At 61.1% G+C, this 24,705-nt stretch carries 25 protein-coding genes; 13 read left to right on the plus strand and 12 right to left on the minus strand.

Annotated features, from left to right (window positions below; all coding sequences use genetic code 11):
• Positions 1 to 115 precede the first annotated feature (115 nt).
• Positions 116 to 766 carry a hypothetical protein gene (locus KVG85_RS19850; protein ID WP_024015006.1) on the minus strand — a complete coding sequence of 217 codons (651 nt, stop codon included), beginning with the start codon at positions 764 to 766 and terminating at the stop codon, positions 116 to 118.
• A 370-nt stretch (positions 767 to 1,136) separates the two neighbouring features.
• On the opposite strand from KVG85_RS19850, the gene coxB reads away from it, so the two are divergent.
• The 4 genes from coxB to KVG85_RS19870 all read left to right on the plus strand — a co-directional run bounded on the left by coxB (position 1,137) and on the right by KVG85_RS19870 (position 5,524).
• Positions 1,137 to 2,264, plus strand: a complete 1,128-nt coding sequence (coxB, locus tag KVG85_RS19855) for a cytochrome c oxidase subunit II (protein ID WP_076564850.1) — start codon at positions 1,137 to 1,139, stop codon at positions 2,262 to 2,264.
• 82 nt (positions 2,265 to 2,346) lie between these two features.
• Positions 2,347 to 3,933 (plus strand): cytochrome c oxidase subunit I, encoded by a 1,587-nt coding sequence (gene ctaD / locus KVG85_RS19860; protein ID WP_016772327.1) that lies wholly within the window; start codon positions 2,347 to 2,349, stop codon positions 3,931 to 3,933.
• Positions 3,934 to 4,059: 126 nt separating this feature from the next.
• The gene (locus KVG85_RS19865; protein WP_016772328.1) at positions 4,060 to 4,611 is read left to right on the plus strand and encodes a cytochrome c oxidase assembly protein; all 552 of its coding nucleotides are present in this window, start codon (positions 4,060 to 4,062) and stop codon (positions 4,609 to 4,611) included.
• A 25-nt stretch (positions 4,612 to 4,636) separates the two neighbouring features.
• Positions 4,637 to 5,524 carry a cytochrome c oxidase subunit 3 gene (locus KVG85_RS19870; RefSeq protein WP_217864743.1) on the plus strand — a complete coding sequence of 296 codons (888 nt, stop codon included), beginning with the start codon at positions 4,637 to 4,639 and terminating at the stop codon, positions 5,522 to 5,524.
• An 83-nt stretch (positions 5,525 to 5,607) separates the two neighbouring features.
• Here KVG85_RS19870 and KVG85_RS19875 read toward each other — a convergent pair whose 3' ends face one another.
• Positions 5,608 to 5,811, minus strand: coding sequence for a twin transmembrane helix small protein (locus tag KVG85_RS19875; protein WP_024015001.1), 204 nt, complete (start codon positions 5,809 to 5,811; stop codon positions 5,608 to 5,610).
• Between the two features lie 70 nt (positions 5,812 to 5,881).
• On the opposite strand from KVG85_RS19875, the gene KVG85_RS19880 reads away from it, so the two are divergent.
• The 5 genes from KVG85_RS19880 to KVG85_RS19900 are packed head-to-tail and all read left to right on the plus strand — an operon-like array spanning position 5,882 to position 9,790.
• On the plus strand, positions 5,882 to 6,622 hold the full coding sequence (locus KVG85_RS19880) for an SURF1 family protein (RefSeq protein ID WP_217864744.1): 741 nt from the start codon (positions 5,882 to 5,884) through the stop codon (positions 6,620 to 6,622).
• Positions 6,588 to 7,181 carry a PA_0111/PP_0108 family redox-active disulfide protein gene (locus KVG85_RS19885; RefSeq protein ID WP_150637313.1) on the plus strand — a complete coding sequence of 198 codons (594 nt, stop codon included), beginning with the start codon at positions 6,588 to 6,590 and terminating at the stop codon, positions 7,179 to 7,181. The genes KVG85_RS19880 and KVG85_RS19885 overlap by 35 nt, the downstream gene beginning before the upstream one ends.
• A 10-nt stretch (positions 7,182 to 7,191) precedes the next feature.
• Entirely contained in the window at positions 7,192 to 8,271 is a 1,080-nt protein-coding gene (locus KVG85_RS19890; RefSeq protein WP_217864745.1) for a COX15/CtaA family protein, read from the plus strand.
• On the plus strand, positions 8,259 to 9,158 hold the full coding sequence (gene cyoE / locus KVG85_RS19895; RefSeq protein WP_217864746.1) for a heme o synthase: 900 nt from the start codon (positions 8,259 to 8,261) through the stop codon (positions 9,156 to 9,158). The genes KVG85_RS19890 and cyoE overlap by 13 nt, the downstream gene beginning before the upstream one ends.
• Positions 9,155 to 9,790 (plus strand): SCO family protein, encoded by a 636-nt coding sequence (locus tag KVG85_RS19900; RefSeq protein ID WP_016772335.1) that lies wholly within the window; start codon positions 9,155 to 9,157, stop codon positions 9,788 to 9,790. The genes cyoE and KVG85_RS19900 overlap by 4 nt, the downstream gene beginning before the upstream one ends.
• A gap of 254 nt (positions 9,791 to 10,044) precedes the next feature.
• Here KVG85_RS19900 and KVG85_RS19905 read toward each other — a convergent pair whose 3' ends face one another.
• The 3 genes from KVG85_RS19905 to KVG85_RS19915 form a co-directional block, all read right to left on the minus strand.
• Positions 10,045 to 10,815 carry a MetQ/NlpA family ABC transporter substrate-binding protein gene (locus KVG85_RS19905; protein WP_151551964.1) on the minus strand — a complete coding sequence of 257 codons (771 nt, stop codon included), beginning with the start codon at positions 10,813 to 10,815 and terminating at the stop codon, positions 10,045 to 10,047.
• A 64-nt stretch (positions 10,816 to 10,879) separates the two neighbouring features.
• A complete protein-coding gene (locus KVG85_RS19910; protein ID WP_016772337.1) occupies positions 10,880 to 11,554 on the minus strand; it encodes a methionine ABC transporter permease in 675 nt (224 codons plus the stop codon).
• On the minus strand, positions 11,554 to 12,561 hold the full coding sequence (locus KVG85_RS19915) for a methionine ABC transporter ATP-binding protein (protein WP_016772338.1): 1,008 nt from the start codon (positions 12,559 to 12,561) through the stop codon (positions 11,554 to 11,556). Before KVG85_RS19915 ends, KVG85_RS19910 begins: the two co-directional genes overlap by 1 nt.
• A 262-nt stretch (positions 12,562 to 12,823) precedes the next feature.
• Here KVG85_RS19915 and katE point away from each other — a divergent pair, with 262 nt between their 5' ends.
• On the plus strand, positions 12,824 to 14,965 hold the full coding sequence (gene katE / locus KVG85_RS19920; protein ID WP_041476476.1) for a catalase HPII: 2,142 nt from the start codon (positions 12,824 to 12,826) through the stop codon (positions 14,963 to 14,965).
• A gap of 80 nt (positions 14,966 to 15,045) precedes the next feature.
• Here katE and KVG85_RS19925 read toward each other — a convergent pair whose 3' ends face one another.
• The 4 genes from KVG85_RS19925 to KVG85_RS19940 are packed head-to-tail and all read right to left on the minus strand — an operon-like array spanning position 15,046 to position 17,845.
• The gene (locus tag KVG85_RS19925; protein ID WP_217864747.1) at positions 15,046 to 15,759 is read right to left on the minus strand and encodes a PA5502 family lipoprotein; all 714 of its coding nucleotides are present in this window, start codon (positions 15,757 to 15,759) and stop codon (positions 15,046 to 15,048) included.
• Positions 15,760 to 15,796: 37 nt separating this feature from the next.
• Positions 15,797 to 16,585, minus strand: coding sequence for a zinc ABC transporter permease subunit ZnuB (znuB, locus tag KVG85_RS19930; protein ID WP_217864748.1), 789 nt, complete (start codon positions 16,583 to 16,585; stop codon positions 15,797 to 15,799).
• A complete protein-coding gene (gene znuC / locus KVG85_RS19935) occupies positions 16,578 to 17,363 on the minus strand; it encodes a zinc ABC transporter ATP-binding protein ZnuC (RefSeq protein ID WP_217864749.1) in 786 nt (261 codons plus the stop codon). Before znuC ends, znuB begins: the two co-directional genes overlap by 8 nt.
• On the minus strand, positions 17,363 to 17,845 hold the full coding sequence (locus tag KVG85_RS19940; RefSeq protein ID WP_024014990.1) for a Fur family transcriptional regulator: 483 nt from the start codon (positions 17,843 to 17,845) through the stop codon (positions 17,363 to 17,365). The genes znuC and KVG85_RS19940 overlap by 1 nt, the downstream gene beginning before the upstream one ends.
• 66 nt (positions 17,846 to 17,911) lie before the next feature.
• Between KVG85_RS19940 and KVG85_RS19945 the strand changes: the two genes are divergently transcribed.
• Positions 17,912 to 18,832: a zinc ABC transporter substrate-binding protein gene (locus KVG85_RS19945; protein ID WP_217864750.1), complete on the plus strand. Its 921-nt coding sequence runs from the start codon at positions 17,912 to 17,914 to the stop codon at positions 18,830 to 18,832.
• A 128-nt stretch (positions 18,833 to 18,960) separates the two neighbouring features.
• Here the strand turns inward: KVG85_RS19945 and KVG85_RS19950 are convergent, their stop codons facing one another.
• Positions 18,961 to 19,914: a homoserine kinase gene (locus KVG85_RS19950; RefSeq protein WP_217864751.1), complete on the minus strand. Its 954-nt coding sequence runs from the start codon at positions 19,912 to 19,914 to the stop codon at positions 18,961 to 18,963.
• A 53-nt stretch (positions 19,915 to 19,967) separates the two neighbouring features.
• The gene (locus tag KVG85_RS19955) at positions 19,968 to 20,258 is read right to left on the minus strand and encodes a DUF2782 domain-containing protein (protein ID WP_039757137.1); all 291 of its coding nucleotides are present in this window, start codon (positions 20,256 to 20,258) and stop codon (positions 19,968 to 19,970) included.
• 74 nt (positions 20,259 to 20,332) lie between these two features.
• Here KVG85_RS19955 and polA point away from each other — a divergent pair, with 74 nt between their 5' ends.
• Positions 20,333 to 23,137 carry a DNA polymerase I gene (polA, locus tag KVG85_RS19960; protein ID WP_217864752.1) on the plus strand — a complete coding sequence of 935 codons (2,805 nt, stop codon included), beginning with the start codon at positions 20,333 to 20,335 and terminating at the stop codon, positions 23,135 to 23,137.
• A 414-nt stretch (positions 23,138 to 23,551) separates the two neighbouring features.
• Here polA and yihA read toward each other — a convergent pair whose 3' ends face one another.
• The gene (gene yihA / locus KVG85_RS19965) at positions 23,552 to 24,196 is read right to left on the minus strand and encodes a ribosome biogenesis GTP-binding protein YihA/YsxC (RefSeq protein WP_039757139.1); all 645 of its coding nucleotides are present in this window, start codon (positions 24,194 to 24,196) and stop codon (positions 23,552 to 23,554) included.
• A 191-nt stretch (positions 24,197 to 24,387) separates the two neighbouring features.
• On the opposite strand from yihA, the gene KVG85_RS19970 reads away from it, so the two are divergent.
• Positions 24,388 to 24,693 (plus strand): c-type cytochrome, encoded by a 306-nt coding sequence (locus tag KVG85_RS19970; RefSeq protein WP_016772347.1) that lies wholly within the window; start codon positions 24,388 to 24,390, stop codon positions 24,691 to 24,693.
• The last annotated feature ends 12 nt before the right edge of the window (positions 24,694 to 24,705 follow it).

Consider the following 24,705-nt stretch of genomic DNA (forward strand, 5'->3'; position numbering starts at 1 on the left):
ACCCTGTGGGAGCGAGCTTGCTCGCGAAAGCGGTGGACCAGTCAACCGTGATGTTGAATGACACATTGCATTCGCGAGCAAGCTCGCTCCCACATTGGAATGAGGTGTTTGAGGGTTATGCAGCAGGCTGGTCGAGTTCCAGACCCACACCCAACCGGCGGCTCATGCACGGCCACCGTTTCCACGCCGCGCCAGTGTCCGGGCTGCTGAGTTTTTCGCGATAGGCTTCGACCGACTCCAAAGCAAAACTCTCTTCGTTGAGCATCTCGTCGATCGCGTGATGCACCGCTTCATCCAGTTGGTTGGCAAATTCCTCACCGATCAATTGATGAGCAATCAGGTTGGCGACCGTCATGTCCAAGGGGATCAATGGCTGGCCGAAATGCTTGATGTACAGGTCGTTGACCTCTTCGACAAAGCGGTGTGCCAGATAGGCTTCGTCGAGCAGGCTGTCCAGGCCGACATGTCCGGCCATGATCGCCGGCGGCTGGAGGAAATACTGCTCGGCGATTTTCAGCACCGGTTTGATCTGCGATTCGATTCCCGCTTCCCTGGCGACTTCATTGGCTGCATCCAGCAGGTCCGGTACTTCATCGATGTAGGCGGCGACAAAACGCGTCAGCACGCCCTGGGCGTCGGCTTCCGGCAACTGGATCGCCGGGTGCAGGTGAGGCAGCTTGCTTTCCAGCTGACGGGTCAGCAGGCCGGTGTCTTTTTCGTGCTGTTGGGCTTTTTGGATCTGCTCGCGCAATGCGGCGGTGTTCATGAAAACTCCAGGAAACAAGGCAATGAAATAGGGAAGACATAACTTAGCTGGCTTACGAAAAACGCTAAGACGCATTTGTCATAATTATTTCATCCTTGATGCAGCTGCGTTATATCCATTCGCCACCACTCGTCTGCATCCTTCTCCATTCGGGCACTTGAACGCAAGCCCCGGGTGTTTCAGCTCATTTACGTGCCCGGGTTGCAATTCCCGGGCGCTGTCTATACTCGCCAATGAATGGAGTTAGCTGATGACGCCCGACTGCACCTGCAGCAAGGCCCGGCGATTCAAGTTCGTAGTCTGATGCAGCCGCTCCCTTGCCGCAGGCGATACGCCGGCGGGATAACAAGAACGATAAGGGGAACCCGCAATGATGCGACATCCACATGTCTGGATGGGCCTCCTGTTGTGGTCGATTTTCAGCCCGGCCAACGCGGCATGGACTGTGAATATGGCGCCTGGAGCGACTGAAATCAGTCACGCAGTATTCGACCTGCACATGACCATTTTCTGGATCTGTGTGGTGATCGGGATCATCGTCTTCGGCGCCATGTTCTGGTCGATGATGGTGCACCGCCGCTCCACCGGCCAGGTCGCGGCCAAATTCCACGAAAGCACCGGCGTCGAAATCATGTGGACCATCGTGCCGCTGCTGATCCTGGTGGCCATGGCCGTCCCCGCCACCGCGACGCTGATCAAGATGTACGACACCAGCGAGCCGGACATCGATATCCAGATCACCGGTTATCAGTGGAAGTGGCATTACAAATACCTGGGCCAGGACGTCGAGTTCTTCAGCAACCTGGCCACCCCCGCCGAGCAGATCCACAACAAGGAAGCCAAGGGCGAGCACTACCTGCTCGAAGTCGACAAGCCGCTGGTGCTGCCGATCGGCGCCAAGGTGCGCTTTCTGGTGACCTCGGCTGACGTCATTCACTCATGGTGGGTGCCGGCATTTGCGGTCAAGCGCGATGCGATTCCCGGGTTCGTCAATGAGGCCTGGACGCGCATCGACAAACCCGGCCTCTACCGTGGCCAGTGCGCCGAATTGTGCGGCAAGGACCATGGCTTCATGCCGATCGTGGTCGAGGTCAAGGAGCAGGCCGACTACGAAAAATGGCTCGCCGAGCGCAAGGCCGAGGCCGCGCAGCTCAAAGAACTGACCAGCAAGGAATGGACCCTCGACGAGCTCAAGGAGCGCGGCGACAAGGTTTACCACACCACTTGCGTGGCCTGTCACCAGGCCGAAGGCCAGGGCCTGCCGCCGATGTTCCCGGCACTCAAGGGCTCGAAAATCGCCACCGGGCCGATCAAGGATCACCTGGGCATTGTCTTCCACGGCAAACCCGGCACCGCCATGGCGGCGTTCGGCAAACAGCTGTCGGAAGTCGATATCGCAGCGGTCGTGACTTACGAACGTAACGCCTGGGGCAACAACAAGGGCGACATGGTCACGCCAAAAGAAGTGCTGGAGCTGAAACAGGCGGAAAGCAAATGAGCCGGTCAATTGCGTATTCAGTGAACCGGTCGGGGCAGCGCGCCTTGGCCTGCCCCGTCCACTTTCGTGAAGGAGACCGGCCATGAGCGCTGTCATCGATGACCACGGTCACGCCGACCACGCCCACGGCCCCGCCAAAGGCCTGATGCGCTGGGTGCTGACCACCAACCACAAGGACATCGGCACGCTGTACCTGTGGTTTGCCTTCTGCATGTTCCTGCTCGGCGGCTCGTTCGCCATGGTCATTCGCGCCGAGCTGTTCCAGCCCGGCCTGCAGATCGTGCAGCCGGAATTCTTCAACCAGATGACCACCATGCACGGTCTGGTCATGGTGTTCGGTGCGGTGATGCCGGCATTCGTCGGTCTCGCCAACTGGATGATTCCGCTGATGGTCGGCGCGCCGGACATGGCCCTGCCCCGGATGAACAACTTCAGTTTCTGGCTGTTGCCGGCGGCGTTTCTGCTGCTGGTCTCGACGCTGTTCACCCCGGGTGGCGGGCCGAATTTCGGCTGGACCTTCTACGCGCCGCTGTCGACGACCTACGCACCGGAGAGCGTGACGTTCTTCATCTTCGCCATCCACTTGATGGGCATCAGTTCGATCATGGGCGCGATCAACGTGGTCGCGACCATCCTCAACCTGCGCGCGCCCGGCATGACCCTGATGAAAATGCCGCTGTTCGTCTGGACCTGGCTGATCACCGCGTTTCTGCTGATCGCAGTGATGCCGGTGCTCGCCGGCTGCGTGACGATGATGCTCATGGACATCCACTTCGGCACCAGTTTCTTCAGCGCTGCCGGCGGCGGTGACCCGGTGCTGTTCCAGCATGTGTTCTGGTTCTTCGGCCACCCCGAGGTGTACATCATGATCCTGCCGGCGTTCGGCGCGGTCAGCCAGATCATCCCGACCTTCGCGCGCAAGCCACTGTTCGGCTACACCTCGATGGTCTACGCCACGGCGAGCATCGCGTTCCTGTCGTTCATCGTCTGGGCGCACCACATGTTCGTGGTCGGCATCCCGCTGGTGGGCGAGCTGTTCTTCATGTACGCGACCATGCTGATCGCCGTGCCAACCGGGGTGAAGGTATTCAACTGGGCCAGCACCATGTGGCAAGGCTCGATGACCTTCGAGACGCCGATGCTGTTTGCCGTGGCGTTCGTCATCCTGTTCTCCATTGGCGGTTTCTCCGGGCTGATGCTGGCGATCGCCCCGGCGGACTTCCAGTATCAGGACACTTACTTCGTGGTCGCGCACTTTCACTACGTGCTGGTGCCCGGGGCGATCTTCGGCATCTTCGCCTCGGCCTATTACTGGCTGCCGAAGTGGACCGGGCACATGTACGACGAAACTCTCGGCAAGCTGCATTTCTGGCTGTCGTTCGTCGGCATGAACCTGACCTTCTTCCCGATGCACTTCGTCGGTCTTGCGGGGATGCCGCGACGGATTCCGGACTACAACTTGCAGTTCGCCGATTTCAACATGGTCTCGTCGATCGGCGCATTCATGTTCGGCGCTACGCAGATCTTCTTCCTGTTCATCGTCATCAAGACCATTCGAGGCGGCGCACCGGCCCCGGCGAAACCGTGGGACGGCGCCGAAGGGCTGGAGTGGAGCGTGCCGTCGCCAGCGCCGTATCACACCTTCACCACGCCGCCGGAAGTGAAATGAACATGGAGTTCTTTGTGGGAGCGAGCCTGCTCGCGAAGAACGCTGACGCGGTGTGTCTAAAGCACCGCGGCGTCTGCTTCGCGAGCAGGCTCGCTCCCACAGGGGTTCATGTGGAGGCTGAAAATCATGGCTGACTCGATCTCGCTGAAGAAACTCGTCACCCGCCTGCTGCTGGTGGTGGTGGCGATGTTCGTCTTCGGCTTCGCCCTGGTGCCGATCTATGACGTGATGTGCAAAGCCTTCGGCATCAACGGCAAGACCGGTGGCCAGTATGCGGGCGAGCAAGTGGTCGACACCTCGCGCCAGGTGCGCGTGCAGTTCTTGTCGACCAACACCGCCGACATGCCGTGGGATTTTTACCCGAAACACGACGAGCTGACCGCCAATCCCGGCGCGGTGAACGAGATGGTGTTCATCGCGCGCAATCCCACCGACAAACCGATGAGTGCGCAAGCGGTGCCGAGCATCGCGCCGAGCAACGCGGCGGCGTTTTTCCACAAGACCGAATGCTTTTGTTTTACCCAGCAGGTGCTGCAGCCCGGTGAACAGATCGAAATGCCGGTGCGTTTCATCGTTGACCGCGACATGCCCAAGGAAGTGAAGCACCTGACGCTGTCCTACACGCTGTTCGATATCACCGCCCGACATCCGCCGGTGGCTGTTAACACTGGCGGTTGAGCGTGGCCGATAAGGAGAACAATAAATGGCAACTCATGAGCATTATTACGTCCCGGCCCAAAGCAAATGGCCGATCATCGCCACGCTCGGGATGTTCGTCACCGTGTACGGCCTCGCCACCTGGTTCAACGATCTCAAGGCCGCGCGCCCGGATTCCCACGGCCCGCTGATCTTTTTCGTCGGCGGCCTGCTGTTGGCGTACATGCTGTTCGGCTGGTTCGGTGCGGTGATCAAGGAAAGTCGCGCGGGGCTGTACAGCCCGCAGCTGGACCGCTCGTTCCGCTGGGGCATGAGCTGGTTCATCTTTTCCGAGGTGATGTTCTTCGTCGCCTTCTTCGGCGCGCTGTTCTACGTGCGCCACGTATCCGGGCCGGCACTGGGCGGCGAAGGGCCGAAAGGCATCGCGCACATGCTCTGGCCGAATTTCGAATTTGTCTGGCCGTTGCTGCACACACCAGACCCGAAACTGTTCCCGCCACCCAAAGAAGTCATCAGCCCGTGGGGCCTGCCGCTGATCAATACGATCCTGCTGGTCAGCTCCAGCGTGACCATCACCATCGCCCACCATGCGCTGAAGAAAGGCCATCGCGGCGCGCTGAAACTGTGGCTGGCGATCACCGTGCTATTGGGCGTCGCATTCCTCGGTTTCCAGGCCGAGGAGTACATCCACGCCTATAAAGAGCTGGGGCTGACCCTCGGTTCGGGCATCTACGGTGCGACGTTCTTCATGCTCACCGGCTTCCACGGCGCCCACGTGACCATCGGCACGATCATCCTGTTCGTGATGCTGATGCGGATCATGAAGGGCCACTTCGACAACGAGCACCAGTTCGGTTTCGAAGCGGCGAGCTGGTATTGGCACTTCGTCGACGTGGTCTGGATCGGGCTGTTCTTCTTCGTCTATGTGCTTTGACGGCAGCTGCAAGCTTCAAGCGGCAAGCTTCAAGTAAAAGCGGTAAGGCTTCTAACTTGCAGCTTGCAGCTCAACGCTTGCAGCTACCACGGCACGTGGGACACCAACTGGCCGCTGTAGAAACCCCAGGCCATCAGGCCGACGGTGACCACGGCCAGAGCCACCCGAACACTCAAGGCGATGACCAGCCGATTGGAGCTGCTGTCGTCCTTGACCAGGAAAAACAGGCCGCTGAACAGGCTGACGACCGTGGCAATCAGCATCAGGACGATCGCTGCTTTGAACATGGCAAGACTCCGGGGGACAGGCGATGCACTTGAGTATAGCGATCGCGATGACTGACTTTATGGCGCGCCCATGAAGCGCTTTCGCCCGGGCGTGATTCCCACTGTCGTGGTGGCGCTGTTGCTGCCGCTGATGGTTGCGCTGGGCTTCTGGCAACTGGGCCGGGGCGCGGAGAAAACCGCGCTGCTGGCCAGTTATGCCGAACGTCGCGTGGCCGAACCGCTGGCCAGCGGTGAACTGCTTGGCAGCGCCGACCCGGCTTACCGCCGCGTGCGCCTGCACGGCCAGTTCGACCCCGCCCACACGCTGTTGCTGGACAACCGCCAGCGTGGCGGCAAGGTCGGTGTCGAATTGCTGCAACCGTTTCAGGACCAACGCAGCGGCCTCTGGCTACTGGTCAATCGCGGCTGGCTGCCATGGCCCGATCGGCGCGTGCCGCCGCAATTCACGACACCCGCCGAGGCGCTGACGCTCGACGCCTGGGTCTATGTCGCCCCCGGCGCAACGTTCCAGTTGCACGCCGATCCGGTCAGCGATGTCTGGCCGCAAACCATTACCGCCGTCGAGCCGGGCAAATTGTGGCAAACCCTGGAGCGCGACGGCTTCGCCTACGAATTACGCGCCGAACCCGGCCCGACCAGCTATCAGACCGATTGGCCGGTGGTCGCGATGGGCCCGGAAAAACACCTCGGCTATGCCGTTCAATGGTTCGCCATGGCCACGGCGTTGCTCGGTCTCTACCTCTATTTCGGCTGGCACAACGCAAAGGAGAAACGCCATGGGAAGCGCCATGAATCCACCCAGCATGTCTGAGGCCAAACCTGCCCCCAGCCGCCGGCGCGGGCGCATTCAGTTGCTGTTGATTGTGCTCGGTGTGGTCGGGCCGATGCTCCTCGCCACCGGCATGTACAAATTGCAGTTCTGGGTGCCGGAAGGACGCAGCTACCACGGCGAACTGATCGGCAACGGCCAGACCCGCGCCGACCTCGGCGTGCAGGCCGACGAGCAGCGCTGGCAGATTCTGGTCACGGCGCCAAAGGATTGTGCCGTCGATTGCCAGCAACTGGTTTATCTGGCGCGGCAGATCCAGATCAGCCTCGGCCGCGAAGCCGGGCGCGCCAGCCACGCCCTCGCCGCCGCGCAACCACTGAGCGCTGATTACGCCGCCAAACTCGACCGCGAATATCCACAGTTGCAGCGCTATCCGCTGGATGCCGGGGTGTTCGCCAGGACCACCGGCGATAAAGCCGTGCCGCAGCTGTGGATCGTCGACCCGCACGGCAATCTGGTGCTGCGTTACGAGCCGAATGTGAAGGGCAAGGATCTGCTTAACGACCTGCGGCATCTGCTGAAACTGTCGAACATCGGATGAGGGCATCGTCATGGCCAAACCTGGATTTCGCCTCGCGTTGTTTGCCACCCTGCTGGCACTGATTGTCGTGCTGCTCGGCGCCTACACCCGCCTGACCCACGCCGGCCTCGGCTGCCCGGACTGGCCAGGCTGCTACGGCTTTATCAGCGTGCCAAAAAGCGAGGCGCAACTGGCCCATGCCGAACTGCATTTCCCTGACGCGCCAGTGGAGGCGCACAAGGGCTGGAACGAGATGATCCACCGCTACTTCGCCGGCACCCTCGGCTTGCTGATTTCAGTTTTGGCCGGGCGCGCCTGGGTCAACCGGCGCCATCCGGGCCAGCCGGTGAAACTGCCGCTGTTTCTGCTGGCGGTGGTCATCGCCCAAGCGGCGTTCGGTATGTGGACGGTGACGCTCAAGCTCTGGCCGCAAGTGGTCACCGGGCATTTGCTCGGCGGCTTTGCCACGTTGAGTCTGCTGTTCCTGCTGACGCTGAGGTTGTCCGGCGTGCTGCCGCCGCTGACCGTACCCAAGCGCCTGCAATATTGGGCGACGGCGGGGCTGCTGCTGGTGATCGGCCAGATCGCTTTGGGCGGCTGGGTCAGTTCCAACTACGCAGCGGTGGCCTGCATCGACTTCCCCACCTGCCACGGCCAGTGGCTGCCGCCGGCGGACTTCGCCAACGGTTTCCACCTGACCCAGCACATCGGCCCGAATTATCTCGGCGGGCAACTCGATAGCGATGCACGCACGGCGATTCACCTGACTCACCGCATCGGCGCTTTGCTGGTGACGGTCGTACTGCTCGGTCTGGCCTGGCAGTTGAAAGCGGTGGGCATGACCCGATTGGCCGGATTGCTGCTGATCGCCCTTGCGGCGCAGATCACCCTTGGCATCAGCAACGTGCTGTTTCATCTGCCGCTGCCGGTGGCCGTCGCGCATAACGCCGGCGGCGCGGCGCTGTTACTGACGCTGGTGCTGGTCAATTATCACGCGCGCACCAGCCTGTTGCGGGTGAGCCAACCAGGGCTGGTGCGCTGGCGCTTGAGTGCGCACAAACCTGTCGTCGCGCCCATCGCATTGAAAGGAGAAACGCCATGGCGAGTCTGATCGGCCAGCGTGCAGCGCAAGCGCTGTGGCGCGATTATCTGGAGCTGACCAAACCGAAAGTCGTGGTGCTGATGCTGATCACCTCGCTGGTCGGCATGTTCCTCGCTACCCGCGCCGGCGTGCCGTGGACAGTGCTGGTGTTTGGCAATCTGGGCATTGCCTTGTGCGCCGGCGGCGCGGCGGCGGTCAATCATGTGGTCGATCGGCGCATTGATGCGGTAATGGCGCGCACGCACAAACGGCCGCTGGCCGAAGGCCGGGTTTCACCTGCGGCGGCGCTGACCTTCGCCTTGGTGCTGGCATTGCTCGGCCAGGCGCTGCTGCTGACCTTCACCAATCAGCTGACCGCTTGGCTGACTCTCGCTTCACTGCTCGGTTACGCCGTGATCTACACCGGTTTTCTCAAGCGCGCGACGCCGCAGAACATCGTCATCGGCGGCCTCGCCGGTGCCGCGCCGCCGCTGCTGGGCTGGACCGCCGCCACCGGCCATGTCAGCGCCGAACCGCTGTTGCTGGTGCTGATCATCTTCGCCTGGACCCCCCCGCATTTCTGGGCGCTGGCGATTCATCGCAAGGAGGAATACGCCAAGGCCGACATTCCGATGCTGCCGGTGACCCATGGCGAGCACTACACCAAAGTGCACATTCTGCTCTACACCTTTGCGCTGCTGGCAGTGAGTCTGCTGCCGTACGTGATTCACATGAGCGGCGTGCTGTATCTGGTCTGTGCGCTGGCGTTGGGCGCGAGGTTTCTGCAATGGGCCGTGGTGCTGTACCGTGGCACTCGGCCGCACGCGGCGATCAACACCTTCAAGTACTCTATCTGGTACTTGTTCCTGTTGTTCATCGCCCTGCTCGTAGACCACTACTTACTGTTGAACCTATGACCCGAACCCAGAAAACCGTCTTCATCCTCGTCGCCGTGATCGCGCTGATCCTCGGGCTTACCGTGAATAAAGTGCTGAACGGCAAAGGCCAGGGCGACCCGACTGCGCTGATCGACGCCGGGATCATCCTGCTGCCGCAGAGCCGCAACCTGCCGGACGTGACCATGACCGATCAGGACGGCAAACCAGTTGCCATCGACGAGTTGAAAGGCAAGTGGAGTCTGTTGTTCTTCGGCTATACCTTTTGCCCGGACATCTGCCCGACCACCCTGGCGCAACTGCGGCAGATCAAGAGTGAATTGCCGAAAGAGGCTGTGGATAAACTGCAGATCGTGCTGGTCAGCGTCGACCCCAACCGCGATACGCCGAAGCAGTTGAAGCAGTACCTGGGCTACTTCGATCCGCAGTTCATTGGCCTGACGCCGACGTCGATCGAGGAGCTGCAGAAGGTGGCGAACGCGGTGAGCATTCCGTTCATTCCCGCCGATACCAGCAAGCCGAATTACACCGTGGATCACAGCGGCAATCTGGCCGTTATCGGCCCGGACGGCACGCAGCGCGGGTTTATTCGCGCGCCGTTGAACAATGCCAAGCTGGTGGCGCAGTTGCCGGCGATGCTTGAGCGCAATTAACAGTTCAAAAGCTGAAAAGCCCCTCACCCTAACCCTCTCCCAGAGGGAGAGGGGACTGACCGAGGTGTTTATTCGAATTGCGCCGACCTGCAATTGTGAGTCGAACTCAGGCTCGAAAAGCTTGAAGGTCGGCCCCCTCTCCCTCGGGAGAGGGCTGGGGTGAGGGGAAGCTTCACCGCAGGTCCACAGCCAAACACCAGACACAAAAAAGGGGACGCTCATGGCGTCCCCTTTTTTCATTGCAGCAACCTTAATCAGAACGCCGGCAACACCGCGCCTTTGTACTTCTCGGTAATGAACTGCTTCACTTCCGGGCTGTGCAGCGCAGCCGCCAGTTTCTTCATCGCGTCGCTGTCCTTGTTGTCCGCGCGGGACACGAGGATGTTCACGTACGGCGAGTCGTTGCCTTCGATCACCAGTGCATCCTTGGACGGATCAAGCTTGGCTTCCAGCGCGTAGTTGGTGTTGATCAACGCCAGATCGACCTGGGTCAGCACCCGCGGGATGGTCGCGGCTTCCAGTTCACGGAATTTCAGGTCTTTCGGGTTTTGCTCGATGTCTTTGAGGGTCGACAGAATGTTGGTCGGGTCCTTCAAAGTGATCACGCCGGCCTTGGCCAGCAGCAACAGCGCACGGCCGCCGTTGGTGGCGTCGTTCGGGATCACCACGTTGGCACCACCGGGCAGGTCTTTCAGATCCTTGAGCTTGCTCGAATAAGCACCCAGCGGCTCCAGGTGCACGCCGGTCACGGCGACGAGGCTGGTGCCCTTGGCCTTGTTGAACTCATCGAGGTACGGCTGGTGCTGAAAGAAGTTGGCGTCCAGACGCTTTTCCGCGACCTGTACGTTCGGCTGAATGTAGTCGGTGAAGACCTTCACCTTCAGATCCACGCCTTCCTTGGCCAGGGCCGGTTTGACGAACTCGAGGATTTCCGCATGCGGCACCGGGGTGGCGGCGACGGTCAGGGTCTCGGCGTGGGCCGAAAACGCCGCGACAGCGGCGAAAGCAGCGATCAGTTTTTTCATTCAGCTAACTCCTTGTGAGGGCGCCCGCCAGCGAATGGCCCGCGCCTCTTGATTAAAAAACCGCTTATTTGCGCGAGAAGTGCACGACCAGGCGGTCGCCAACCATTTGCAGCACTTGCACCAGAATCAACAGCAGCACCACGGTGACGATCATCACGTCGGTCTGGAAACGCTGGTAGCCGAAACGGATCGCCAGGTCGCCCAGACCACCGGCGCCGACCACGCCGGCCATCGCCGTGTAGGACACCAGTGTAATCGCTGTCACCGTAATCGCTGCGAAGATGCCCGGACGGGCTTCCGGCAGCAAGGCGTTCATGATGATCTGCCGCGTGGTCGCGCCCATCGACTGGGTCGCTTCGATAATGCCGCGATCGACTTCGCGCAGCGCGGTTTCCACCAGACGCGCGAAGAACGGCGTAGCACCGACCACCAGCGGCGGGATCGCCCCGGCCACACCCAGCGAGGTGCCGGTGATCAGCACGGTGAACGGGATCATCACGATCAGCAGAATGATGAACGGCAGCGAACGCAAGATGTTCACCACCAGCGACAGCACCGCGTAGAGGCCACGGTTTTCCAGCAATTGGCGCGGGCTGCAGAGAAACAGCAGCACGCCCAGCGGCAGGCCGAGCAGCACGGTGAACAACAGCGAACCGCCAAGCATCAGCATGGTGTCGCCAGTCGCCAGCCAGATTTCGTACCAGTCGATATTGGCGAAGAAACTCATCAGGTCAGCCATTAGCGCAACACCTCCATGTGAACGTCAGCGGCGGTGAAGCGGGCAAACGCCGCTTCCATGTCGCCACCGGTGACAGCGAGGGTCAGTTGCCCGTAAGGAATATCTTTGATGCGGTCGATGCGACCGGCGAGGATGCTGTAGTCGACGCCGGTTTCCCGGGCGACGGTGCCGAGCAACGGCGCGTAGGTCGCCTCGCCCTGAAAGGTCAGACGCACAATGCGCCCCGGCACGTGGGCGAAATCGTCACGCTGCTCGCTCTCGTCGATCTGCTCGCTTTCCTGGACGAAACGCTTGGTGGTCGGGTGCTGCGGATGCAGGAACACATCGGCCACGGGACCCTGCTCGACGATCACGCCGGCGTCCATCACCGCGACCTGATCGCAGACGCGCCGGATCACGTCCATCTCGTGGGTGATCAGGACGATGGTCAGTTTCAATTCGCGATTGATTTCCGCCAGCAATTGCAGGACCGATGCGGTGGTCTGCGGGTCGAGGGCGCTGGTGGCCTCGTCGCACAGCAGAATCTTCGGCTTGGTCGCCAGCGCACGGGCAATGCCGACGCGTTGCTTCTGACCGCCGGACAGTTGCGCCGGGTACTTTTTCGCGTGGTCGGACAGACCGACCCGCGCCAGCAGCTCGGCCACCCGTTGATTGATTTCACTGCTCGACAGCTCACCGGCCAGGGTCAGTGGCAAGGCCACGTTATCGGCGACAGTCTTGGAGGCGAGCAGGTTGAAGTGCTGGAAGATCATCCCGACCTGCTGGCGGAAACGGCGCAGGCCGTTGGCATCCAGTGCGGTGACTTCTTCGCCGTCGACGATGATCTTGCCGCCACTGGAATCTTCCAGGCGATTGATCAGACGCAGCAGGGTACTTTTGCCCGCACCGGAATGGCCAATCAGGCCGAACACCTGGCCGTTCTCGATGGCGAGACTGGTCGGGTGCAGCGCGGGAATATCCTTACCGGCGACGCGGTAAGTCTTGTGGACGTTTTGAAACTCGATCACGTAGCGAACCTTGTGGGGCGCGTTGGAAAAGGATCAGCGGTTAGCCGGGCGCGCATTTTAGCCTGTCCGTATAGAGGTTCTTAGCATTTATTTCGCAATTAACCTTCAATTTGGCAATAACGCGATCAAAGGTCAGATAAACGGAACGGCTGAAACGCTCATCAGTCACTAAGTAAGCGACTTGAAACCCTGGGTGCCGTGCCCGGGAATCACTCAAGGGTCTGCGGAAGGCATCCGGGGCCAAACGAGGAGTTTACGTCTGATGAGCATCAAAAAGCCTGCACCTGCTAAAAGCGAGATGGCCGGAACCGATACCCCGGATCGCGCCAACACCAATGCCAAGCTCGACAGCCTGGAAGAATTCCGTTCCGACGCCACCGGTCAGGCACTGCGCACCAATCAGGGCGTGAAGATCGCCGACAACCAGAACACCCTCAAAGCCGGGCCGCGCGGGCCTTCGCTGCTGGAAGACTTCATCATGCGTGAAAAGATCACGCACTTTGACCATGAGCGCATTCCGGAGCGTATCGTCCATGCGCGTGGTACCGGCGCCCACGGTTTCTTTCAGACCTACGAGAACCATGCAGCGCTGACCAAGGCCGGCTTCCTACAGGATCCGGGCAAGAAAACCCCAGTATTCGTGCGCTTTTCCACGGTGCAGGGGCCACGGGGTTCCGGCGATACCGTGCGTGACGTGCGCGGCTTTGCGGTGAAATTCTTTACCGATGAAGGCAACTTCGATTTGGTCGGCAACAACATGCCGGTGTTCTTCATTCAGGACGCGATCAAGTTCCCGGACTTCGTCCACGCGGTGAAGCCCGAGCCGCACAACGAAATCCCCACCGGCGGCTCGGCTCACGATACGTTCTGGGATTTCGTCTCGCTGGTGCCGGAATCGGCGCACATGGTCATCTGGGCGATGTCCGACCGGGCCATCCCGAAAAGCCTGCGCAGCATGCAGGGCTTCGGCGTACACACCTTCCGCCTGATCAACGCCGAGGGCAAATCACGCTTCGTCAAATTCCACTGGCGCCCTACCGCCGGCACCTGCTCGCTGGTGTGGGACGAGGCGCAGAAGCTCGCCGGTAAAGACACCGACTACCATCGTCGCGACCTGTGGGAAGCGATCGAGATGGGCGACTACCCGGAGTGGGAACTGGGCGTACAGATCGTCGAAGAAGAGAACGAACACGACTTTGATTTCGACATCCTCGACCCGACCAAGATCATCCCCGAAGAAATTGTCCCGATTACGCCGCTGGGCAAAATGACCCTGAACCGCAACCCGGACAACTTCTTCGCGGAAACCGAGCAGGTCGCTTTCTGCCCTGGCCACATCGTGCCGGGTATCGACTTCTCCAACGACCCGCTGCTGCAAGGTCGGCTGTTTTCCTACACCGACACGCAGATCAGCCGACTCGGCGGGCCGAACTTTCATGAGCTGCCGATCAACCGTCCGGTGGCGCCGTTCCACAACGGCCAGCGTGATGCGCAACACCGCACCACCATCGACAAGGGTCGTGCCTCGTACGAGCCGAACTCGATCGACGGCGGCTGGCCGAAAGAAACCCCGCCGGCGGCACAGGACGGTGGTTTCGAGAGCTACCCGGAGCGCATCGACGCAGCGAAGATCCGTCAGCGCAGCGAGTCGTTCAGCGATCACTTCTCCCAGGCCCGCTTGTTCTTCAACAGCATGAGCGACCATGAGAAAGAGCACATCATCGCTGCCTACAGCTTCGAGCTGGGCAAGGTCGAGCGTGAGTTCATCCGTGCCCGTGAAGTGAACGAGATCCTCGCCAATATCGACCTGACCCTGGCCAAACGCGTGGCGGAAAACCTCGGCTTGCCGGCGCCAGCCAAAGGCACGGTCGAAGTGCGCAAGACCTCGCTGGAGCAATCGCCAGCGCTGAGCCAGGCCAACCTGCTGCCAGGCAATATCAAAACGCGCAAAGTGGCAATCCTTGCTGCCAACGGCGTTGATGCTGCGGCCATCGATGCGATGAAGAAAGCGCTGGAAGCCGAGGGCGCCCACGCGAAACTGCTCGGCCCGACCTCGGCGCCAGTCAAGACAGCTGACGGCAAGGCGTTGCCAGTGGATGCGTCGATGGAAGGTATGCCTTCAATCGCGTTCGATGCGGTGTTCGTACCGGGCGGCGCGGCGTCGATTACCGCGTTGAGCGGTGACGGCGTGGCGCTGCATTATCTGCTGGAGGCCTACAAGCACCTGAAGGCGATCGCGCTGCACGGCGAGGCCAAGCAGTTGCAGGACTTGCTGAAGCTCGACGCGGATGCGGGGTTGTTGCAGGGCGCGGATGTCGGGGCGTTGACCAAACCGTTCTTCGCCGCGATTGGCGAGCATCGGGTGTGGGCGCGGGAGCCTAAGGCCAAGGCGATTCCAGCGTAAAAGCAAAAGATCGCAGCCTTCGGCAGCTCCTACAGGATGTACTCAATCCCATGTAGGAGCTGCCGGAGGCTGCGATCTTTTTATGGTTTACGCGGGCTTAAAACCATCTGCGCCGGCACTGTGCGCAAGATCTGCTTCTCGATCTGCAAATCAAAATCAGGATCGAGCCTCTTGACTCGCTTGCTCAGCAAGGTCGCCAGCCAAGGATAATCTGCGGTGCGCGGCGCCTGAATGCTGACGGCACATTCGTAATTCACCACATCGGCGGCGATCGCATCGAGTTGTCGTTGCAGCTTGTGAATATCACCGATGTTCAACGCAACTGTGGTGCTCTCGGCGGTCGGGTCGATGACCTTGGCTTTCGGCCTGGCTTCGGCAGCCAGCAGTGCGGCCTCAGCCTTTTCCAGCTCGGCCTTGCGCGCTTCGGTGATCGCGCCGTTGACGCCGCCGGTCAGCGCTGGCGCCTTGGGCATCAGAGCACGGGCGCGGCTGAGCGCGGTGGCGGCAGCGTTGACATCGCCTTTCTGCAGGACGATCTGGCTGCGGCGCAGGTACGCCTCGGCCAGTTGCCGCTGGTACTGTTCAAGGGATTGATCATTGGGGGTTGCGGCCTGCAACGCGGCCAACTGGTCTTCGGCGGTGGCCAGTTCGCTGCTGGCCAGGCTTTGCTCCAGCTGTGCGATGGCCGTAGCCCGCGCATCGGGGACTTCAGCCACCGGCGGCGTGCTTTGGCAGGCGCCCAGCAGCACTGAAAATGCGACAAGGAGCAGATAACGGGAGGCGAACGGCTTCATTCCTGCGACTCTCTAATTGCGCAAAAAGCGGCCAAGTCTACACCCCACGACGGGGCAGAACACAACTCAACAGAAACAGCGCGGCTGCCGCCACCACGATCGACGGGCCCGCCGGGGTGTCCTTGAACCACGACAACGCCAGCCCGCCGCACACCGCGAGCATGCCCAGCAGGCTCGCCCCCAGCGCCATCTGCTCCGGCGAACGGGCGTGACGCTGTGCCGCAGCCGCCGGGATGATCAGCAGCGAAGTGATCAGCAGCACTCCGACGATTTTCATCGCCACGGCGATCACCACCGCGATCAACAGCATCAGCGCCAAGCGTAAACCCGCAACCGGCAGGCCTTCGACCCGCGCCAGTTCTTCGTGCACGGTGACCGCCAGCAACGGCCGCCACAGCGTCACCAGCAACACCAGCACCGCCGCAGTGCCGCCGAGAATCCACGCAAGATCGCTCGGACTGATCGCCAGCAAGTCGCCAAACAGATAGGCCATCAGGTCGATCCGCACTTCATGCATGAAGCTTAGTACCACCAGGCCGAGAGAGAGCGTGCTCGGTGCAAGAATTCCCAGCAGTGTGTCGGATGCCAATGGCTGACGCTGTTGCAGAGTCACCAGCAACACCGCCAGCAGCAGGCAACCGACCGTCACCGCCACCGTCGGGCTGACGTCCAGCAGAAAGCCCAGCGCCACGCCGAGCAACGCAGCGTGGGACAGCGTATCGCCGAAATAGGCCATGCGCCGCCACACCACAAACGAGCCGAGCGGTCCGGCCACCAGCGCCAGGGCCAGACCTGCAAGCAGGGCATACAAAAGAAAATCAGCCATGCTTGCAGCCGTCTCCATGAACATGAGGTTGCCCGCCGAGCGGGCCTTTGACCACCGAACCGTGCAGGTCGTGGGCGTGGTCGTGATGGTGGTGATAGATCGCCAGACTCGGCGCGTTCTTGCCGAACAGCTCGACAAATGCCGGGTCGCCGCTGACCTGCTCGGGGTGCCCGGAGCAGCAGACGTGGCGGTTGAGGCAGACCACCTGATCGGTGGTGCTCATCACCAGATGCAAATCGTGGGACACCATCAGCACGCCGCAACCGTGGCGGTCGCGCAGCCGGGTGATCAGGCTGTACAGCTCGGCCTGCCCGGCCACGTCGACGCCCTGCACCGGCTCATCGAGCACCAGCAGCTCAGGCTCACGCAGCAGTGCCCGAGCCAGCAGCACGCGCTGCATTTCGCCGCCGGAAACGCTCTGCACCGGGCGGTCGATCACGTGTTCGGCACCGACTTCCTTCAACGCGGCCAGGGCACGCGAACGATCGACGCCGGGCACCAGGCGCAGGAAGCGCAGCACTGACAGCGGCAGGGTCGGGTCGACATGCAGTTTCTGCGGCATGTAGCCGACGCGCAGTTTCGGTTTGCGCCAGACGCTGCCACTGTTCGGCTTCAACAGCCCGAGCACGGCGCGTACCAGCGTGGTCTTGCCGGCGCCGTTGGGGCCGATCAGGGTGACGATCTGCCCCGGCTCGACGCTCAGCTCGATGTTGTCCAGCACGGTCTGCCCGGCAAACGTGACGGCGACCTGCTCCAGACGGATCAGCGCGTTGCTCATCAGGCCCCCTGGCAACCGGCGCACAGACCAACCACTTCGACCGTCTGCGCTTCGACGATAAAACCGACGTCTTTGGCGCTGCTGATGATCGCGTCGCTGATCACTTTTTGCTCAAGTTCGATGGCGGCGTGGCACTCGCGGCAGATCAGGAACTGGCCCTGATGCGCGTGTTCAGGATGCACGCAGCCAACGAAGGCGTTGAGCGACGAGATGCGATGGACCAGGCCGTTTTCCAGCAGGAAATCCAGTGCGCGGTACACGGTAGGCGGCGCGGCGCGGCGGCCGTCCTGCTCGCTGAGCACCGCGAGGATGTCGTAGGCACCCAGCGGCTTGTGGCTCTGCCAGACCAGTTCCAGCACACGGCGGCGCAGGGCGGTCAGACGCAAACCTTTCTGCGCGCACAAGGTATCGGCCTCGGACAAAGCGCTGTGCACGCAATGGGAGTGGTCGTGGGGACGGCTGGCAATCGGGGTAATAGGCATGAGCGGCGACGAGATTTGCTGGAGACGTTATTATGTTACCCGTTCTCGCTTCCTTGAGTGGTCATCGTGTCCCGACTTTTTTCTGTTTTTGTGGCTTTTGTTGCCAGTTTTCTGCTGATCGGTACGGCTCAGGCCGAGGTCAAAGTGCTCACCAGCATTAAACCGTTGCAGCTGATTGCCGCTGCCGTGCAGGACGGCGTGGCGATTCCCGAGGTGCTGCTGCCGCCGGGTGCCTCCCCACACAATTACGCCCTGCGCCCATCCGACGTACGGAAGGTGCAGTCGGTCGATCTGCTCTACTGGATCGGCCCGGACATGGAAGGTTTCCTGCCGCGCGTACTCGGCGGTCGCAGCCTGCCGAGCGTCGCCGTGCAGGATCTGCCGGGCCTGAAGCTGAGGCATTTCGGCGCGGACAACCATTCCCATGCCGAAGAAGCCGACGAGCATGATCACGACCATCGCCCCGGCTCGCTGGACGCACACCTGTGGTTGTCACCGGCCAACGCGCGGGTGATCGCCGACAAAATGGCCGCCGACCTCAGCGCCGCCGACCCGGCCAATGCCCAGCGCTATCAGAGCAATGCCAAAGCCTTCGATGAACGTCTGGATGCGCTGGACCAGCGCTTGAAGAAGCGTCTGGCCAATGTCGAAGGCAAGCCGTACTTCGTGTTTCATGAGGCGTTCGATTATTTCGAAGACGCTTACGGCCTGAAGCACGCGGGCGTGTTCGCGGTGGCCGCCGAAGTACAGCCCGGCGCCCAGCATGTGGCGGCGATGCGCAAGCGCTTGCAGGAAGTAGGCAAGACCTGTGTGTTCAGCGAACCGCCATTGCGTCCGCGCCTGGCGGAAACACTGGTGGCCGGTTTGCCAGTGAAACTGGCCGAGCTGGATGCCTTGGGTGGTTATACGCCGGCGACGGCTCAGGGTTATGAGCAGGTGCTGGAAAAACTCGGCAATGATCTGGCCGGGTGCCTGGAATCGATGTAACAACACAAACCCTGTGGGAGCGAGCCTGCTCGCGAAAGCGGTGGGTCAGTCAGCAAAAATGCTGAACGGGCCGCCGCCTTCGCGAGCAGGCTCGCTCCCACAGGTTCATGTTTGCTTGGCGAATCTACTCAGAGGGCGAACGGCAACGGTGTATTGACCTTCTGCCGCTGCGCCAGGCGCTGCTCGAACTCCCGCGGATCGTGAATCAACACATCCTGCCCGGCGAACTGCTCGGCGGCGATCAAGCGTGACAGCCAGAACCGCACACAGGCCACACGCAGCATCGTTGGCCACAATTCGGCTTCCGCCGCCGTGAACGGACGCAGCGCCGCGTAGGCACCGAGGAATGCTCGGGCGCGCGGGCCATCGATCACGCCCTCGTCGTCCGAACACCAGTCATTCAAGGCAATCGCCACGTCGTACAGCATCGGCCCCGAGCAGGCGTTGTAGAAGTCGATCAGCCCGGTCAGGTGGGTGCCTTCGAACATGGCGTTGTCGCGGAACAAGTCGGCGTGAATGTTCGCCCGAGGCAGCGCGAGGATCTTGTCTTTGCGCTCGGTGATCTCATCCAGCGCCTTTTGCAGCAAGGCACGCGGCTCATCGCTCAGGTGCGAGAGAAATTCAGTGCCCTCCTCCAGCATCCAGTCCAGACCACGATCGGTCTTGCGCTTGATCATGCGTTCGCCCTGAGTCGCCAGGTGCAGATGCGCCTGCAACTCGCCGACCTGCGCGCAATGCTGGGCGTTGGCGACCTTGATGTGCTTGCCCGACAGGCGCGGTTGCAGCAGCGCCGGTTTGCCTTTGAGCTCACGCAGGGCCAAGCCGTCGGTGGTGCGCAGGGCGTAAGGCACCGGCAGTTCGGCTTCGTGCAGCACGTCGAGCAGGTCGATGAAGAACGGCATCTCTTGCACCGGGCCGCGCTCAACCAGGGTCAGGACAAACTCGCCCTGCTCCAGACTGATGAAGAAATTGGTGTTTTCGCTGCCGGCGGCGATCCCCTGGAAATCAAGCAGGCGGCCGAGCCCGTAAGGGGCGAGAAAGGTTTCCAGCTCGGGCCGAGCCAGGGGAGTGAACACAGACATGTCTTAACTGCCAGTACGGGCGCCGCAGCGGCGGCGCCGAGTGAATTAAAAACCTACTTCCATTCGAATATCTTCCATGACGGGATCAGCATATCCGGCTGATCCGAACGGATGAAATTGGCATCCGTCCCGTCGGCGCGCACCAGAAAGTACGGCGGCGCGCCCTTTGGCGTGACTTTGATCGCATAGAGGAAACCGTTCTGGCGGTACTCCTGAATGGTCTTGTCGCCCTCCGTGCGGATAGTGACCTCGGGGTCGCCGCCCGGCGCATCATCCGCCGCCATCGCGGCCAGTGGTGAGACAGCGATCAACCCGACCAGCAGCAAGCGATTTAACGTACGCATGATAACCTTGTCCCTTTGTCGTCAACGGTCCCGCTATTCTAGCCCCGGACCCGCCGAAAAGGTTGATCCTGCTCATGAGCCAAGCCCCCCTCGTCCTGGTGGACGGTTCGTCTTACCTGTACCGCGCCTTTCATGCACTGCCACCACTGACCACGTCCAAAGGCCTGCCGACCGGTGCGGTCAAAGGCGTGCTGAACATGCTCAAGAGTCTGCGCAAGCAGTACCCGGACAGCCCCTTCGCCGTAGTTTTCGACGCCAAGGGCGGGACATTTCGCGATGAGATGTACGCCGAATACAAGGCCAACCGGCCAAGCATGCCCGATGACATGCGCGTGCAGATCGAGCCGCTGCACCAGAGCGTGATCGCCCTCGGCTTCCCGCTGCTGTGCGTGGACGGCGTCGAAGCCGACGACGTGATCGGCACCCTCGCCCGCAGCAGTGCGGCAGCAGATCGCCCGGTGATCATTTCCACCGGCGACAAGGACATGGCGCAACTGGTCGACGGCCACATTACCTTGGTCAACACCATGTCCGGTAGCTCGATGGATGTGGAGGGCGTTAAGGAGAAATTTGGCGTCGCACCGGAGCAGATCATCGATTATCTGGCGCTGATGGGCGATTCCTCCGACAACATTCCGGGTGTGCCGGGCATCGGCCCGAAGACGGCGTCCGGCCTGCTGGTCGGCGTCAACGGCGGTCTGACCGAGCTGTACGCCAACCTCGACATCGTGCCGACCCTGCCGATCCGTGGCGCAAAAACCTTGCCGGCCAAGCTCGAAGAGCACCGGGAGATGGCTTTCCTGTCCTATCAACTGGCGACCATCAAGGTCGACGTGCCACTGGATATCGGCCTCGATGATCTGCAGATGGGCCAGGAGGATCCGGCCAAACTCTACGAGCTGTACACCCTGCTGGAATTCAAGAGCTGGCTCAATGATCTGGATCGCGATGCCAAGCGTCAGGAACTGAGCGCGGCTGCCGAACCTGCGCCCGCCCATGATCTGTTCAGCGCCCCGCAAGCCGAGGCACCTGCTGCCCCTGCCGAGGCCGCGTACGAAACCATCCTCGATCAGGCCCGCTTCGACGTCTGGCTGGAAAAATTGCGCAACGCCAAACTGATCGCCTTCGACACCGAAACCACCGGCATCGACGCGCAGCGAGCGCAACTGGTCGGTCTGTCGTTTGCGGTGCAGGCCAACGAAGCTGCGTACATCCCGCTGACCCACTCCTACATCGGCGTGCCTGAGCAGCTGGATCGCGACAGCGTGCTGCGCGCACTCAAGCCGATTCTGGAAGATCCGAGCAAACTCAAGGTTGGCCAGCACGCCAAGTTCGACATGAACATTCTGGCCAACTGCGCCATCGGCGGCGATCAGAGTGAAGGCATCAGCGTGCGCGGCATCGCCTTCGACACCATGCTCGAGTCCTACGTACTCAACTCCACCGCAACCCGTCACGACATGGACAGCCTCGCGCAAAAGTATCTCGACCACACCACGGTGAGCTTCCAGGACATCGCCGGCAAAGGTGCCAAGCAGCTGACCTTCGACCAGATCGCCCTGGAACAGGCCGGGCCGTACGCCGCCGAAGACGCCGACATCACCCTGCGCCTGCACCAGACCCTGTTCGACAAGCTCAGCGCGATTCCGAGCCTGGCCAGCGTGCTGACCGACATTGAGATCCCGCTGGTGCCAGTGCTGGCGCGCATCGAACGCCAGGGTGCGTTTGTCGATGCCGAGTTGCTGGGCATTCAGAGCATCGAACTGGGCAACAAAATGGTCGCGCTGGAGCGTGAAGCCTTCGAAATCGCCGGGGAAGAATTCAACCTCGGCTCGCCGAAGCAGCTGGGCGTGATTCTTTATGAAAAGCTCGGCCTGCCGGTGCTGAAGAAAACCGCCAAAGGCCAGCCGTCCACCGCTGAAGAAGTGCTGGCGAAACTCGCCGAAGACGATCACCGCTTGCCGAAGGTGCTGATGGAGCACCGCTCGATGAGCAAGTTGAAAAGCACCTACACCGATCGCCTGCCGGAGCAGATCAACCCGCGCACCGGGCGCATCCACACCTCGTATCACCAGGCTGTGGCTTCGACCGGGCGCCTGTCCTCCAGTGATCCGAACCTGCAGAACATTCCGGTGCGCACTGCCGAAGGCCGACGCATTCGTCAGGCGTTCGTCGCACCCAAAGGCTACAAACTGCTGGCGGCAGACTATTCGCAGATCGAACTGCGGATCATGGCGCACCTGTCCCGCGATGAAGGTCTGATGAACGCCTTCCGCAACAATCTCGACGTGCACACTGCAACCGCTGCCGAAGTATTCAAGGTCGAGCTTGATCAAGTGACCTCCGACCAGCGCCGCAGCGCCAAGGCGATCAACTTCGGCCTGATCTACGGCATGGGCGCGCAGAAGCTCGGCAAGGACATCGGCGTCGACACCAAGACCGCCAAGGCTTACATCGACACCTACTTCGCCCGTTATCCAGGCGTGCGCGAATACATGGAGCGTACCCGCGCGCAAGCGGCGGATCAGGGTTACGTCGAAACTTTCTTCGGTCGTCGCCTGTACTTGCCGGAGATCAACTCGAACAAGCCGCAGGAACGCGCTGCTGCTGAACGTACGGCGATCAACGCGCCGATGCAGGGCACGGCAGCGGACATCATCAAGAAAGCCATGGTGGCTGTGGATCATTGGCTGGCGACGTCGGGTCTGGACGCGCGGGTCATCCTGCAAGTGCACGACGAACTGGTGCTGGAGGTTCGCGAGGATCTGGTCGAGCAGGTCAGCGCCGAAATTCGTACGCACATGAGCGAAGCGGCGAAACTGGATGTGCCGCTGCTGGTGGAAGTTGGCGTGGGCAACAACTGGGATGAGGCGCACTGAGTCATTGTTGCGCAACCGTCGCCGCGACCTACCGTCGCGGCAACTGCCGGGAATCCGGCTTAGATCGAAAGGCGCTTGAGGCTATTCCAAAGCTTTTTGAAAAAAATCTGAACTAATCTGTCGATCGAACACTCAGAGGTACTGAATGGCTGGTGAAGCCCTTCGATGCTCCTATGTTGTGTTAAGTGTTGGCAGATATCTGAACCCCGCCCTAGCGGTTCGGAACTTGAACCCCGGAATTTCTCCCTCCCCAATGAAATCCGGGGCTTTTTTTTCCAAAAAATCGGCTGTAGCGCGGCCATGCTGCGTTAAAAGCATCGCTAAAAATGCTCATTTAGGTCCCCTAAACTCCGCTTTTTAGCGCTACTTTGCCTTGCCTGGCCACACTACAACCAATTTTTCCCCATTCTGAATTTACTCGGCAGCGGCCTCGGCGCCTTTGTCTGCCAGTTCCATCCAGTCGGCCAGCACAGTGTAGGCCTCTTCCAGGCCCATGCGTTTTGGTGCGGAGAACAGTTGGATGGTGATCGAGTCGCCCCAGCCTTTGCGGATTTCCGACTGTACTTTCAGCAGGGTGTTCTTGGCTGCGCCGTAGGTGAGCTTGTCGGCCTTGGTCAGCAGGATGTGCATCGGCATGCCGGCGGCGACGGCCCAGTCGAGCATCAGCAGGTCGAAGTCGGTCATCGGATGGCGGATGTCCATCATCAGAATCAGACCTTTCAAACTCTCCCGACCACCGAGGTAAGCCTCGAGGTGGCGCTGCCAGTGTTGCTTGAGCGGGATCGGTACTTTTGCATAACCGTAGCCCGGCAGGTCGACCAGACGGCGATCATCGTCTAGCTTGAAGAAGTTCAACAGCTGTGTGCGACCCGGAGTTTTCGAGGTGCGCGCCAGGCTGGCGTGGGTCAGGGTGTTCAGCGCGCTGGATTTGCCAGCGTTGGAACGACCGGCAAACGCCACTTCGAAGCCTTCGTCGTCTGGGCATTGATCGACTTTGGCGGCACTGAGCATGAACGTGGACTGTTGGCACAGGCCGAGGATGGGATTCTTGAGTTGCATGGGATTTCCGATGTGGGCGGCGCCGGGATTGGGCGCGGAACGCGGTGTCGCTTCCGTTTCAGTGACGCCAGTATATAATGCCGCAGATTTTGTGTGTGCTTTGTCCCAGCGAAGGATGAAGTTCACGAGAGCGACAGACTTTGATTGCGCATTAGAACGCAGAACGCTCTCAACCCTGAAAAGGTCGTTTTATGACGAAATGGCTGCTGGCTGCCGGAGTCTTGATGCCGCTTTACAGCGCACAGGCTACACAGGATCCGGAAGCTGTGTACAACCGTGTTTGTGGTGCCTGTCATTCCGGCCAACTACCCATGGCGCCCGCAAGAGGCGATCAGGAAGCTTGGACGCCGAGGTTGGCGAAAGGTATGGGGACGCTGGTGCAACACGTGACCCAGGGTTTCAAGGCGATGCCGCCGCGTGGTTTGTGCATGGACTGCAGTGCCGAGGATTACCAGGCCATCATCCTGTGGATGAGCGAGAGTAAGCCCGGTCCATAACTTAACCCTTAG

Origin of the sequence: Pseudomonas triticicola, assembly GCF_019145375.1 — a bacterium.
In the GTDB taxonomy this organism is placed as follows: domain Bacteria; phylum Pseudomonadota; class Gammaproteobacteria; order Pseudomonadales; family Pseudomonadaceae; genus Aquipseudomonas; species Aquipseudomonas triticicola.

Coding starts and splice junctions, on each gene's coding strand:
- KVG85_RS19850 (WP_024015006.1), bottom strand. CDS start 766: ATGAACACCGCCGCATTGCGCGAGCAGATCCAAAAAGCCCAACAGCAC.
- coxB (WP_076564850.1), top strand. CDS start 1,137: ATGATGCGACATCCACATGTCTGGATGGGCCTCCTGTTGTGGTCGATT.
- ctaD (WP_016772327.1), top strand. CDS start 2,347: ATGAGCGCTGTCATCGATGACCACGGTCACGCCGACCACGCCCACGGC.
- KVG85_RS19865 (WP_016772328.1), top strand. CDS start 4,060: ATGGCTGACTCGATCTCGCTGAAGAAACTCGTCACCCGCCTGCTGCTG.
- KVG85_RS19870 (WP_217864743.1), top strand. CDS start 4,637: ATGGCAACTCATGAGCATTATTACGTCCCGGCCCAAAGCAAATGGCCG.
- KVG85_RS19875 (WP_024015001.1), bottom strand. CDS start 5,811: ATGTTCAAAGCAGCGATCGTCCTGATGCTGATTGCCACGGTCGTCAGC.
- KVG85_RS19880 (WP_217864744.1), top strand. CDS start 5,882: ATGAAGCGCTTTCGCCCGGGCGTGATTCCCACTGTCGTGGTGGCGCTG.
- KVG85_RS19885 (WP_150637313.1), top strand. CDS start 6,588: ATGGGAAGCGCCATGAATCCACCCAGCATGTCTGAGGCCAAACCTGCC.
- KVG85_RS19890 (WP_217864745.1), top strand. CDS start 7,192: ATGGCCAAACCTGGATTTCGCCTCGCGTTGTTTGCCACCCTGCTGGCA.
- cyoE (WP_217864746.1), top strand. CDS start 8,259: ATGGCGAGTCTGATCGGCCAGCGTGCAGCGCAAGCGCTGTGGCGCGAT.
- KVG85_RS19900 (WP_016772335.1), top strand. CDS start 9,155: ATGACCCGAACCCAGAAAACCGTCTTCATCCTCGTCGCCGTGATCGCG.
- KVG85_RS19905 (WP_151551964.1), bottom strand. CDS start 10,815: ATGAAAAAACTGATCGCTGCTTTCGCCGCTGTCGCGGCGTTTTCGGCC.
- KVG85_RS19910 (WP_016772337.1), bottom strand. CDS start 11,554: ATGGCTGACCTGATGAGTTTCTTCGCCAATATCGACTGGTACGAAATC.
- katE (WP_041476476.1), top strand. CDS start 12,824: ATGAGCATCAAAAAGCCTGCACCTGCTAAAAGCGAGATGGCCGGAACC.
- KVG85_RS19925 (WP_217864747.1), bottom strand. CDS start 15,759: ATGAAGCCGTTCGCCTCCCGTTATCTGCTCCTTGTCGCATTTTCAGTG.
- znuB (WP_217864748.1), bottom strand. CDS start 16,585: ATGGCTGATTTTCTTTTGTATGCCCTGCTTGCAGGTCTGGCCCTGGCG.
- znuC (WP_217864749.1), bottom strand. CDS start 17,363: ATGAGCAACGCGCTGATCCGTCTGGAGCAGGTCGCCGTCACGTTTGCC.
- KVG85_RS19940 (WP_024014990.1), bottom strand. CDS start 17,845: ATGCCTATTACCCCGATTGCCAGCCGTCCCCACGACCACTCCCATTGC.
- KVG85_RS19950 (WP_217864751.1), bottom strand. CDS start 19,914: ATGTCTGTGTTCACTCCCCTGGCTCGGCCCGAGCTGGAAACCTTTCTC.
- KVG85_RS19955 (WP_039757137.1), bottom strand. CDS start 20,258: ATGCGTACGTTAAATCGCTTGCTGCTGGTCGGGTTGATCGCTGTCTCA.
- polA (WP_217864752.1), top strand. CDS start 20,333: ATGAGCCAAGCCCCCCTCGTCCTGGTGGACGGTTCGTCTTACCTGTAC.
- yihA (WP_039757139.1), bottom strand. CDS start 24,196: ATGCAACTCAAGAATCCCATCCTCGGCCTGTGCCAACAGTCCACGTTC.
- KVG85_RS19970 (WP_016772347.1), top strand. CDS start 24,388: ATGACGAAATGGCTGCTGGCTGCCGGAGTCTTGATGCCGCTTTACAGC.